This window comes from Lacrimispora indolis DSM 755 (assembly GCF_000526995.1).
Taxonomy (GTDB): domain Bacteria; phylum Bacillota; class Clostridia; order Lachnospirales; family Lachnospiraceae; genus Lacrimispora; species Lacrimispora indolis.
Map to the genome: position 1 here is coordinate 5,206,861 of NZ_AZUI01000001.1, position 12,589 is coordinate 5,219,449.

9 protein-coding genes are annotated in these 12,589 nt (G+C 46.3%); all 9 read right to left on the bottom strand.

What is annotated here, in order from left to right; genetic code table 11:
• Position 1: 1 nt before the first annotated feature.
• Positions 2-1,006: an ABC transporter ATP-binding protein gene (locus K401_RS0125335; protein ID WP_024295577.1), complete on the bottom strand. Its 1,005-nt coding sequence runs from the start codon at positions 1,004-1,006 to the stop codon at positions 2-4.
• A 63-nt stretch (positions 1,007-1,069) separates the two neighbouring features.
• Positions 1,070-2,146, bottom strand: coding sequence for an extracellular solute-binding protein (locus K401_RS0125340; RefSeq protein ID WP_024295578.1), 1,077 nt, complete (start codon positions 2,144-2,146; stop codon positions 1,070-1,072).
• A gap of 10 nt (positions 2,147-2,156) precedes the next feature.
• Complete coding sequence (locus K401_RS0125345) at positions 2,157-2,996, bottom strand: glycerophosphodiester phosphodiesterase family protein (protein WP_024295579.1); 840 nt, start codon at positions 2,994-2,996, stop codon at positions 2,157-2,159.
• Between the two features lie 298 nt (positions 2,997-3,294).
• On the bottom strand, positions 3,295-5,526 hold the full coding sequence (locus tag K401_RS0125350) for an extracellular solute-binding protein (protein ID WP_024295580.1): 2,232 nt from the start codon (positions 5,524-5,526) through the stop codon (positions 3,295-3,297).
• An 82-nt stretch (positions 5,527-5,608) separates the two neighbouring features.
• Positions 5,609-7,354 (bottom strand): right-handed parallel beta-helix repeat-containing protein, encoded by a 1,746-nt coding sequence (locus tag K401_RS0125355; RefSeq protein ID WP_024295581.1) that lies wholly within the window; start codon positions 7,352-7,354, stop codon positions 5,609-5,611.
• The gene (locus K401_RS0125360) at positions 7,351-7,956 is read right to left on the bottom strand and encodes an SGNH/GDSL hydrolase family protein (RefSeq protein ID WP_024295582.1); all 606 of its coding nucleotides are present in this window, start codon (positions 7,954-7,956) and stop codon (positions 7,351-7,353) included. Before K401_RS0125360 ends, K401_RS0125355 begins: the two co-directional genes overlap by 4 nt.
• Before the next feature lie 160 nt (positions 7,957-8,116).
• Positions 8,117-9,766 carry an MGH1-like glycoside hydrolase domain-containing protein gene (locus K401_RS0125370; RefSeq protein WP_024295583.1) on the bottom strand — a complete coding sequence of 550 codons (1,650 nt, stop codon included), beginning with the start codon at positions 9,764-9,766 and terminating at the stop codon, positions 8,117-8,119.
• A gap of 26 nt (positions 9,767-9,792) precedes the next feature.
• The gene (locus K401_RS0125375; RefSeq protein ID WP_024295584.1) at positions 9,793-11,460 is read right to left on the bottom strand and encodes a sugar phosphorylase; all 1,668 of its coding nucleotides are present in this window, start codon (positions 11,458-11,460) and stop codon (positions 9,793-9,795) included.
• A gap of 19 nt (positions 11,461-11,479) precedes the next feature.
• Entirely contained in the window at positions 11,480-12,583 is a 1,104-nt protein-coding gene (locus K401_RS0125380) for an ABC transporter ATP-binding protein (protein WP_024295585.1), read from the bottom strand.
• Between the last annotated feature and the right edge of the window lie 6 nt (positions 12,584-12,589).

A 12,589-nucleotide genomic window follows, 5' to 3' on the forward strand; every position in this document is an offset into this window, starting at 1 on the left:
TTTAAAATTGCATGATGTTTTTCGGCTCAATGTATAAATCCAATGTCTGACCAGGTTCTAAAAATGGCATTCCGTCATTGATATGGATGACACGAAGCATACAGCCCATAACATCTACAGAGTATTTGGTCATAACTCCGTTATAATCATAATCTTTTATCATTCCGCTCAGCTTCCCATAGCCTGAGTTTTCTTCTAAGCTGATTCTCTCCAGGCGGATATAGGCACTTTTATTTTCATCCAGCCTGCAATTTGTCTGCCTCTTTAGTTCATTGATCACCACTGGATTCAAACGGTTGATTTCACCGATAAAATCACAGACAAATTCGGATTTGGAATGGTTATAGATATCATATGGTTTACCTACCTGCTCTACGAATCCGTTGTTAAATACGGCGATCCGGTCAGATAAGGTAAGCGCTTCCTCCTGATCATGGGTGACATACAACGTGGTAATCCCCAGGTTTTTTTGCAGCTTTTTAAGCTCGCTTCGAAGTCCCACCCTTAATTTTGCATCCAGATTAGAGAGGGGCTCATCAAGACACAGAATCTTCGGCTCTAAGACAATGGCTCTTGCAAGTGCCACCCTTTGCTGCTGCCCGCCGGATAATTCCGACACATTTCTCACCAGATGTTCGTCCTTTACCTCAATTACTTTCGCGACCTCTTTTACCTTCCGATCAATCTCTGCCGCTGAAAGCTTCTTGACCTTCAAACCAAATGCCAGGTTCTCATATACCGTCATAGTGGGAAACAGGGCATAGCTCTGGAACACCATGCCGATTTTCCTCTCCTCCACCGGTGTATGAGTAACCTCCTTCCCATCAATCACGATCTGACCGGCACTTGGCTCGATAAACCCCACCAAAGACCTTAAGGTAGTCGTCTTGCCGCACCCTGAGGGGCCAAGAAATGTAAAAAACTCCCCATCCTGGATTGTTAAATTCAAATCTTTAATTGCCGTAAAATCCCCGTATTTTATTTCTATATTTTTAAATTCAATCATCCTGTTTCTCCTTGCAAAAAGGCGGTATCATTTATTCTCATAAACCATACCGCCCTCCATCACCTACTGTAAGAATTCAAGTTCACATTTCTCGACCCACTGGTCAATGTTCTCAGCTACAAAGCCCCAATCCATATCCTGGGGATGAACCAGATCAATAAATTCTTTAATATCTGCCGGAGCCTCCTCCAGTGCCTTTGGCTGGCACGGAATGGTACCAAACTGCTTCATCCAGGCTGTTTGTGTCTCTGCAGAACCAAACCAGTCTGCAAAATCAACCGTAAGGTCTTTCTTCCGGGAGCCTTTGATCATCGCAATCTGCTCTGTGACATACGGAACACCCGCTTCCGGGACCATGATCTGGAATTTGTAATTTCTCTCTGTCTGATTCTGGAGCACACCGCTGCCCCATATCTCTGTAATCGGGATAGAACCAGAAATTACATTTCCAACGTAATCTTCGCCCTGCTGCTCCATATGTCCATTCTGAATCCAGTTCTTTACAAACTCCCAGCCTTTATCAGAAATGCCATATTCCCCACTGTCATCTCTGAAACGAATCAGCAAACTGGCCAGAATTGTCTTACCCGTGCCGCCGCCAAAATTTAAGATATTGTACTTATCCTTCCACTCCGGATTCACCAGGTCTGTATAATCTTTTGGCGGATTTTGTAAATCAGCACTCATGATATTCACCAATGGCTGAATGACGATCGGATAGTAATATCCGTCTTTATCTCCCAGGGACATATCCACATCTCCAACCCAGGAAGGTTCCCATTGATCAAGCACATTCTCCTTTTTCAGTTTCTCATATTCAATGGAATTCAATCCAAATACCATGTCTGCCTGGGGATTATTCTTTTCTGCAATAATTCTGTTAGCTAAATCACCGCCCTGAATCTGCACAACTTCGATGTTATAGCCTGCCGCAGCAGCCTGTTCCTTTAACCACGCATCCCTGCCATTTGAACCTGAGTTGGTATAGACGATCAGCTTCTGGCTTTTATCCACCTCACCGCTTGTTGTCTGAGCAGTCCCATCGGCCGTTGTTTCTTTGCCGCCTGACCCGCAGGCAGCCAGCGACAATGCCATAGCTGCAGATAATCCAAGTACTGCAAACTTCTTTAAATTTTTCATGACTTTTCTCCTATTTTTCCTTAAATTTATTTAATATGTATCCTTTTAACAACGCCGGCCAATCAGTCTGGATAATTTCAAATCCCAGATCCATTAACTTTCCCCATGTTTCCTCATAACCGATCTTAATGGCATTATTATCATCCAAAAGCCCTGAAAGAATCGTATCATCATCCAGTGTAATGGCATTCACCCATGGTGCAATTCCTGCCTCCTTTAATTGCCCCATAAACTCCGGATTTAAAAATTCACTTTCTAAATCTGTAAAAATCAATTCCGCTGCTGCAACATTGATATTATATTTCTTTAAAATATCCCATTCTTCCGGATGTTTCATGATGGGCATATACATGATCTCTGTGCCGCTTTCCTCAAGTTCCCTCAGGAGATCTTCCTCCACTCCTGATTTTAAAAGGATTTGATCCTTCATATCCATTCGATCCAGAAGTGCTATGATTTCCTTCCAGTAAAACCATGATCTGTCAATATTGATCAGACATTTCCCCCGGAAACATTCCAGAACCTCTTCCAGATACTCCAGCTTCTGCCTGCATACATGCCTAACGGAATTCAAAGTATAAAGCTGATCCACCTCCTTTGAAGTCATCGTTCTGATATCCCGGTCAACCCCAAGTTCCAACGGTTCTTCCCCATTATGAAACGCATAAAACACTCCGTCAGATGTCATGGAAACATCCACCTCGATCATATCTGCTCCATGAAGCAATGCATTCTTATATGACATGCATGTATTCTGGACCACATTTCCCCCGCAGGTTCCACGATGCGCCGCAATTAAAATCTTATTTCTCCCGATAAGATTTTTAATTGGTTGATTCTTTGTGTACATGATCCTTACCTCCTTGGTTCTTTATCTATTTTATACACCATTAATTGGAACGTGTCAATATCATTTTCTGATTTAATTGTTTATTTTACATGATTTTATCAAGAATTTTACATTTTTTTGTGCACATTATGATGTGCCACTCGCATTTTCACATGTTTTTTCTTCATTTTTATTGACACGTTCAATTATTATTCACAACTTTCTTCTCCAATTAACACAACAAAAAGGTGCTGCAGCAGAGTTTAACCGGCAATCGGTTACTGAAACTCCTGCTGCAACACCTTTTCTGAATTTTATATTATTTAAGAACGTTTGGTACAGGGTTAAAAGTTTTGCTGCATTCTGCCTGTGCTTTTTCCAGGGCAATATCTGCTTCCTCAATGCCCGAAGCAATAGAACGGACCGCTTTTCCCAGAATATCTTCAAACAGGAATTCATTAAAAACATGGTTTTTGTCGTGATGGGATATTCTCCAGCCAGGTTCAAAGGATTTCTCCATATCCTCCAGCCAGGGATAAAGCTCCAGTATGTCCATATTCCTGCTGATTTCATGATTACATACATAACCGCCAAGATAGGTAATGGTTTCGGCAATGTCTTTTCGGTACAGCCACTTTAAGAACATCATGCACTCTTCATACTTATTACTGAATTTAGAAACACCGACAGAACCGCCTCCTGACAGAGGCTGTCCGCCAGGGACCGTCCCATAGGCAATTCTTCCCACTACCTTGGAATCCAAATTGTGAATCATCTCAGAAGCATAATTGGAAAATACAATGTGCATGGCAGTGCTTCCTTCTGAAAATTGCCGCGTTGGTTCCTGCCACCACTGGTAAATGTCATTGCTGGTATAGCGGCAGGTGTCCAGGTAATTTAATATCGCCTGCTTCATTTCAGGAATCATGATATTCACATGCCCGTCTGCATCAAAGATATCCTTCTTAAATTCCCTAAACCTTGGCAGGAAATCACAGGCAGCAAGAAACGTCCGACCATAAGTAGCTGACGCTCCATATCTGGTTCTGGAAGCCGGATTTTCCTTTTTCGTAAAAAATCTTGCCACTTCATTATACTCTTTAAAGGTCTTGGGAATCTCCAGACGCCTTTTATACGTTTCAAAAAACTCCCGTTTAATCAGCTCATCCTCAAACAAATCTTTCCGGTAAAACAACATCTGCACACAGGCGTCCAGCGGAAACGCATACCGAATACCATTTACTATGGAATAATTATCAGATAATGTAGGCAAAATCTGCTCTCTCAGCCATCTTACCACCGGTCTGGCATCATCCAAAGGACGGTATATCTTATCTCCCAATTCTGTCATCCACGCCATATCAATCCGAATCAAATCGTAAGGATTGCTCTGACTGCATGCACGGGACATCTTATAATGTTCATCATAAGAAACCTCTATCATATTTACTTTAATTCCAGTTTCCTTGGTAAAGGAAGGAAGAAGCATCTTAATGGCTTTACTGGTGGGATTCTGGATAGTCAGAAAACAGAGGGAACTGTCCTTACTGCAAAAAGGAGCCTCCTGATAAAACCCGTCATTTTCCACAAGAACCTGTTCCATCCGGCTCTTCCCTTGCTCCTTTGCCTTTTCAGGCTGACTTAATTCCCGTTCTTCTTCGCTGATTCCAACAATTCGTTTCGCAATAATCCTTCCCAGCAGCTTATAATTCAACTCATATTTGCACACTTCAGGATCAATGCCAATGCTTTTACTTGTGAGAGCATAAATAACCGGCATCTTTTTATCCGGATTATATTGGTGGGCTGCCTTTACATAATCCGCATCTTCCCGGCTCATTGCAATGACCGCATCAAATTCCTCCTGGGAGTTTAAAATGTCAAACGCCTTATTAAACCATTTGCTGTCATCACTTGGAAATATTTTATAATAGCAGTTGTTATCCTCAAATACATCCACCGCTCCGTTTATAAAACTCTTGCTGTTGGAATAAATACTGTTTTCACAGAATAATGCCACATTTCTATGACCGTCTGCAATGCACCTCATGGCAATATCTTGTCCTGCCTTATCAAATGCAAACGAAACGTAAACAGCACCTTCCGGCATTCCCTTTACCTTCCGTTCCACAAAGAAAAAATTTGCTTCTGACGTATACAGCCCCCGGTTCTTTAACAGGGAACTGACCACCACCACAGCCATGGGATTTAAAGAAAGAGCCTTTTTTACTGCCCGTTCCTCACCGCATTCCAGATTATTGGTACAAATTAATTCTATGCTGAAATCATGATCCCGTAAATACTGTTCTAAACCAAAATATAAGTCATTATAGCACTTCAAAGTGATTTTAGGTACAATGATGCAGACTCTGCGCGCCATACCGGCACGCAGCTGCTGTGCCTGGACGTTCATCTTATACCCCATCTCATTGGCTATCCGTTCCACTAATTGAATTTTTTCAGCACTAACGTTTCCTCTCTTGTTCAGCACATTGGAAACGGTGCCATGGGAGACACCGGCTTTTGCAGCTATATCCTTGATCGTAGGCATTGACTTATCCTCACTTTGATTCGTTCAAATTTATATTTGTTTTATTATAGCATGAACACATAGAGTTTTCTATCTATTTGTTCTATAAATATTTTACCTCGATTTGAGAAGAATCAAGGATATTATCTGCCTCGACTTTTTCAGTCGTTTTCCCTTCTATCCTAAGTGGCTGCTGCACATCCACAAAACACAAATCCGACATAACAACCTGACCCGCATCACAAAGCTCAATCCCCTGGCGGCAAGCTTCGAACCTGCAACCTGAAATGATGATATTGCGGTTGTACGGACCGGAAAAGCCTTGGGATTTCACAGCAATTCCGCCCATGCCGTAAGAGCCATACCGGGGCTTGAACCCGCAGTTGATAAAGCTGCAATCCTGGATCGTTATATTCTCTCCGTGCCCGCCTTCGCAGTGTGTGCTGAATTCAGCACCGATCAAAATCCCGGCATTCATAAGGTTTTCATAGCGGCAGCCCCGAATAGTTACATTTCTGCATCGAAGCAGATGGCCCGCACCGGCAATATTTTTAAACACGCTGTCCCTGCACTCATAGGAATCAGGTTCCCAGCACAGTGCATGCACCAGGGAACCTGCCGCCGCAGAATCAGGCAGATCCTCCTTTACCACCAGACGATATCTTGTTATCTGGTTGACCGTCCCCGCTACAGCGGCACCGGCAGTCTTTTCCTCCGGCTGTACGCTGCGCTCCTTAAAACCGCCGGCAAACTCCCAGCTTTCAAGCTGGAACTCAGACATGGAGATGCCGTCATAGATCCCTATGGCAGAAGGCAAACGCAGCGGAACAGGTGCATATTTGCAGGTACAGATGAGTTCTCGCCTGCCAATCCGCCTTTCCACAATAAGAAAATTACTGTGCACGTTCTGACCGTCCATCCGTACGCCTTCCACATGACACCGGTCCAGCAATATCGCTCCGCCGCAGCGGTAGATCTTCCAGCCATCCCTGGGTCCGGTAAAAAACTGGTCGCCGGCCGGTTTTATAACCAGACGCCTGGCCGTTATATTCCGGCAGTTCTCCGTCAGAATGGCAAACCCGTTTGTATTGTAAATACGCATATTGGACAGGCTCAAACCGTCGCAGCCGCCGAAAAAAAGCTGGAAATCCGTGCGCCCTGACTGATGCCAGGATAATCCCTCCCCAACCTTTACCTTTCCCGCGATCTTTGCGTCCGGAAGGCACATGGTTCTTTCCCCTGTTTTGATAAACCGACGGTCATAACCAAATCCATAGGTAAGACTCTCCCCCATCAGACGGCATTCCTTCCTATTCCCCCGGTCATTGCCCCCGGTATCAAAACGGTTCATACAGTATGGGACCATTCCATCCTCACAGGGCAGATCCGGGAAAACCTCCACCTCCACCTCATCTTTTGAGACCCGCTTCACCACACCGGCACTGGCCGTTTCCGGAATTCTGGTCACGGCAATGTTCTCAAGCTTCAGGCTGCTGCAGCTTTCTGCCCATAAAATAGCCGGCATCAGTATCTGGGGATCCTGCTCATGCAGTCCTGCCAAAACAGTTGCCGGTTCTCCAGCCTTTGTGCATGTTCCTCTGATTGTCAGCCCCTGAATTCCTGAAAGAAAAAGAAAACAGTCTTTCTCCCGGATGTCTCCGCAGCCATCGTCATGGGCAATGGAATTGGTCTCAATCGTCTCATACTCGTCGAGTATATAAGTTCCCCTTCCCAGGCAGACACATAAGCAGCCTGTTTTCACAGCACATCTGACAGCCTCTCTTAACCCCCGGACGGCATGCCGCTTATCCGCAATAAAGTCATCCGCCCGGACACAATCCTGTTTCATAACAGAATCCTCCTGATCTCATTGCTCATTACCGCCGCTATTCTCACATATCCCTCGTGATTGGGGTGAACCCGGTCCTCCAGATACAACTCCGCGTTATTGCGGTGAATTCCGCAAAGCCGGCGCATATCTATCAGTAAAAATCCCAGTTTTTTGCTGGAACGCTCCAGCTCCTCATAATAGTCCAGCATCATGTATCCTTTTTTATTGGGAAGATCATACGCCTCCCCTTCCTGCGTCACACCGTCCGGCCGCTGAAAACGGTATATGGGGGTTACCCAGGCCAGCAGAGCCGCCGGTGCTGCGGCTCGCAGCTTATCAGATGCAATCCGGACAGCTGCAGAAAATTCCTCCAGGGAACTCCCCCAATACCAGTCATTGCTTCCATGCCAGACCAAAAACAGTTCTGCGTCTTTTGGAATCGGATGTTGTTCCAGGACTTCCAGCATGTTCCCTGGTGTGGCTTTTGTCAAACCGCTGGAACCAACCGAAAAATTGCAGATCTCTGCCACACAGAGAGCTTCCTTAATCAACGCCTCATAGCCGCCCTGGCCGTGGTTAACCGTTGAAATACTGTCGCCGTATATTACCAGCTTTTTCATTATACATCTCCTTTTCTCCGGTCCGTGCCCGGCAGCCGGCCAGGAACTTCAGCAGCACCTCTTTGTATAGGTTTTGCCGGACACATGGTTTTCCCTCTGCCTAAGGGTGTTTACTTCCCGTCAAGCGGATATTCGCAATCCGCGCCCCTGCTTGATTCGGTTAAAATGTCAGCTTCATATCTCCCTGCACGGAGATGGAATGCTGTGCCCCCTGGTAAATTAAGTTCAGTTTAAAGCAGTCCTCCGTGTGAATGGTCACATCAAGAGACCCTCCCATGTCCTTTGCCTCAAAGTCCGCCGTCTTTCCTGCAAACCAGTACTTCTTACAGCCCAGCATACCGCCCTTAATAAGATTCCCTGAAATCTCCCAGCGGACCGTCGGCTCGCCTTCTTTGCGCTCCAGTGACAGACCCACGGCATACTGGATCAGGCAGAGAATCGGACCCAGACCAGACCAGCCGACAAACTCATTTTTGTCAGAATCACCGCTGGAAATCTCATCAGCCGGATAATTTTCCCAGATCGTTCCTGTCTGCTCATATACCTTGGAAATAACATCCAGGTGATTGACGGCAATATCTCTGGCCAGTTTATGAAAACCATGATTCTCCAGGCCGCGGAGCACCAGGGCGTTGGTCGGCGCCCATACGGAACCTCGCCAATAGCCGCCCCGTGGGTCATATCCCTCTTCATCGGCAGCCAGCACCGGAATCCGGTGGGGGCGGTTAAATGCTTCTTTATCCTCCAGCCATTCAATCAGGCGTTTCCCCTGCTTCTCATCGGCAACACCTGACACCAAGGGAAAAAATCCGGCGATCGTCTTGATTCTGGTCTGGCGCTCACCAAAGGTAATGTCATAATAAAAGCCCTCATGCTCATTCCACATATAACGGTTGATTTTTTCAATCAGGATGGCTTTGTCTCTGACAAGTTCTTCGCGCCGTTTCTCATAATCCGGCACATCATAGCCGTATTTTACCAGCTCATCCATTATGTCAGTCAGGTTGCCGGCAAACATCACCATCTCCGAGCTGGTATCCACTGCCAGGCCCAGATGCTTATTCCTCGTTGAATTGTCCATGCTGGCCCAATCGGTCACGTACAGACCATTTTGATGGCGGAGATGGTATTTCAGTGCTTCATAATAACGGTACAGTGGTTCCAGCACCATGCGGAGACGTTTCACGTCTTTGGTATGGCAATAGCTCTCCCATTCCGCAAAAGCCAGCAGCGGATGATTTAAATTATCCAGAGTCAGATAAGGCTTCTTTTCGATAATACGCCCCATATTCGGTTTATACATATCCTCATAGGCCAGCGTCCCCAGTTCTTTGAGCATACGAAAACCATAATGGTTGTGAAAATAAGAGTACAGCGGGCTGTCGAAGGCATTGACCCACAGCAGAAAATCCTTGCCGGTATCCCGTACCATCTCCCTGGGGATCTCTCCGTCATCAAACTGCTTGCAATAAAAATTGTCCAGGGAACAGATTCCCGGCACAAAAGGGTGGAGCAGATTGCAGAACAGTGTCATGAAGACGGTGTCCCATAAAAAAATATCATTATTAAAAGCCGCATCCACAAAATTGCTCACAAAACCACTGCCCTCAGCAGGCTGATGAATATTGGTATACAGGATACGAACCGCATAATGATAGCAATCCACCCACTCCTGATGATTCGTTACAATTGGTGCCGGAAGTAAGTCTTTTACTTCGTCGTATTTCAGATAGGGAACTCCGTCATATTCTTTTTTCTCAAAATACATTCCCCTGTCAAGAGAATCTAAAAAACTGTAATCTCTGTCCATAACTGCACTCTCCTTATTTATGCCGTTCAGCCGTTTATTTTGAACCACAGATATTCATATGGTTCCAATGAAACATTCTGTTTCATGATTTTACCGGAAAGCAGATCGGTTCCGTCCAGTCCGGTTTTTACTTCCACCTGATCCCCGGATACGTTGACAATCGCCAATATCTGGTTCCCCGCTGCTCCTCTCACCACGGCAAAGACCTTGTCATGCAGCCGGCGGACCTGCTGTAAATTGTTCGGCGCAAAGGCCTCCTCCTGTTTTCTTACAGCCAGCATCTTCCGGTAACCGGAAAGCACTCTGCTTCTTATGGAATCCGGGTGGGAAAGTTCTTCCCTCAGCCGGTCTGCATCCAGCTTTTCACGATTGATACGCCGTTTGATGCCCGACTCCTGATAATCTTTATAACAGTTCCTGGAACCTAAAAGACTGTGGTAATAGATCGCCGGCATCCCCATCAAAGACAGCAGGATGCACTGGGAGCCCAGGAATTTCCGGACCATCAGAACGGGATCCGTCTCATTTCCGGCAACCGCATCTAAGTAATTGATATTCAATTCATAGGGGACCTGGCTTCCGTCGGACAGCGATCGGTATCCCACTTCACCTCCCCGGGCCAGCACCTGCTCAACCATGAACCGGCGTTCTCTCTCACTGAGGATATCCTCCACCGGCCGCATCCCGATGCCGTCATGGGAGGCCAGGAAATTAAAGTATGTCGTTGCTTCGGTAGTCGGTTCCAGACCGGCCGCCCAGTCCGACAGATAGACGGCTGTTCCGCTTAAGTAAGAATAGAGCGTCAGAGGCGGCAGCGGAAACTGATAGACCAGACCGGCTTCATCGTAGCCGTTGCCAAAATAACTGATGTTTTCTCTATGTGGTACATTCGTCTCCGTAATGATAGTACAGCCGCTGACACAAGCCTCCAGCACGCACCTCATGAGTTTTATCAGCTCATGGGTCTGGGGCAGATGCATACAGGTTGTCCCCAGCTCCTTCCACGCAAATCCGATGGCATCGAAGCGGATAAACCTGGCTCCCTTTGCCGCATAAAGCAGGAGAATGTCCAGAACTTCCAACACCACCTCAGGATCCTTATAATTCAAATCCAGCTGATCCTCGCTGAAGGTGGTCCAGAGATATCTTTTGCCCGAACCGGTCTCGAATTCTGTCAGGAGCGGCAGTGCCCGCGGCCGGATGACCGAGCTGTAATCCCCTGCCGGATCCGCCTCAATAAAGAAATTTCTGTATTTAGGGTTACCCGCCGCATATTCTTTAAAATACTTACTGGACTTTGACACATGATTGATGACCGCGTCGTACATCATGTCATAGGATTCACGAAGCTTTTCGATATGAGACCAGTCTCCCAGTTCCCGGTTGATCTCCCTGAAATCCACAACAGAAAAGCCGTCATCTGAAGTATAGGGAAACATCGGCAGTAAATGAACTGCAGAAACCGTACGGGCAAGCTCTTCCTTCAGAAATGCCCGCAGAGTGGCCAGAGGTGCTTCCCCCTTCCGCTTAATCCCGTCGCCGTATGTAATCAACATGATATCGCCTTTGTCTACCCAGGGATATGACTCCTTGATCTTCGGTTTCCAGGTTTCTATCAATCCATGGATCCGTTCTGCCAGTTCCTCGTGGCAATCCGGATATAAATGTTGTAAATGTTCTTTTATGCTGTCCATATTTTATCTCCAAATCTAATTATCTGATGCGCAGTGTTGTCTGACAGTCAAAGAACATGACCCGTTCTTCTTTCACCTGCAGCGCCACCTTTGTCTTAGGTGCCATCTCCATATAGGCCGTGGTATGAATTTTCACTTCATTGCCGCCTATCTTTGTAATCAAAATGGCATGGGATCCCTGCGGCTCCACAAAATCTATCGTGGCATCACACATATATCCCGGTGTTTTTTCCAGTGAAAACGATAAATCGATATATTCCGGCCTGACACCCATATGAACTTCTTTTCCGGCGTAGGGTAAAAGCGCCTGTACAAGAGCGTCCGGCACCTGATAGCAGATATGTTCATTTGCCGCCACCAGCCCGTCTTCTGCTTTCTGTATCTTTGTCTTAAAAAAGTTGGTCGGCGGGGTTCCGATAAACTCTGCCACGAATTTTGTGGCACTGTTTTGATAAACCTCCATCGGGGTTCCGATCTGCTCGATGTTACCTTTGTACATAACCACAATCCGGTCAGCAAGGCTCATCGCCTCAGACTGATCGTGGGTCACGAAAATACTGGTGGAGTTCTGCTGGAGGTGAATGTTTTTCAGCTCTGTTCTCATGGATACCCGGAGCTTTGCGTCCAGGTTAGAGAGAGGTTCATCCATCAGGAAAATCTTCGGCTTCACAACAATCGCCCTGGATACGGCCACCCGCTGTCTCTGTCCGCCGGACATCTGTGCCGGATAGCGATCCAGTAAGCCCTCAATATCGGTTGCCCTGGCCGCCGTGGTCACCCGCTCTTTGATTTCCTCTTTCGGCACCTTCTGAAGCTTTAAGGGATAGGCAATATTGTCAAACACTGTCATATGGGGCCAGATGGCGTAGCTCTGGAAAATCATTGAAACGCCCCGGTCCTTCGGCTTCTTTCCAACAATGCTCTCCCCATCAATCAGTATTTCGCCGCCGCTGATATCTTCAAGCCCTGAGATCATCCGGATTGTAGTGGTCTTGCCGCAGCCTGACGGGCCCAGAAAGACAATAAACTCGCCCTTCTCGATCAGCAAATTCATGTTGTTGACAATCAGAGGACCATCTTTTGTATATCTCTTCTGTAAATTTTTAATCTCCAAATAGCTCATATAGCT

Excerpts from the sequence above, each read along its gene's own strand:
- K401_RS0125335 (WP_024295577.1), bottom strand. The coding sequence starts at position 1,006 with ATGATTGAATTTAAAAATATAGAAATAAAATACGGGGATTTTACGGCA.
- K401_RS0125340 (WP_024295578.1), bottom strand. The coding sequence starts at position 2,146 with ATGAAAAATTTAAAGAAGTTTGCAGTACTTGGATTATCTGCAGCTATG.
- K401_RS0125345 (WP_024295579.1), bottom strand. The coding sequence starts at position 2,996 with ATGTACACAAAGAATCAACCAATTAAAAATCTTATCGGGAGAAATAAG.
- K401_RS0125350 (WP_024295580.1), bottom strand. The coding sequence starts at position 5,526 with ATGCCTACGATCAAGGATATAGCTGCAAAAGCCGGTGTCTCCCATGGC.
- K401_RS0125355 (WP_024295581.1), bottom strand. The coding sequence starts at position 7,354 with ATGAAACAGGATTGTGTCCGGGCGGATGACTTTATTGCGGATAAGCGG.
- K401_RS0125360 (WP_024295582.1), bottom strand. The coding sequence starts at position 7,956 with ATGAAAAAGCTGGTAATATACGGCGACAGTATTTCAACGGTTAACCAC.
- K401_RS0125370 (WP_024295583.1), bottom strand. The coding sequence starts at position 9,766 with ATGGACAGAGATTACAGTTTTTTAGATTCTCTTGACAGGGGAATGTAT.
- K401_RS0125375 (WP_024295584.1), bottom strand. The coding sequence starts at position 11,460 with ATGGACAGCATAAAAGAACATTTACAACATTTATATCCGGATTGCCAC.
- K401_RS0125380 (WP_024295585.1), bottom strand. The coding sequence starts at position 12,583 with ATGAGCTATTTGGAGATTAAAAATTTACAGAAGAGATATACAAAAGAT.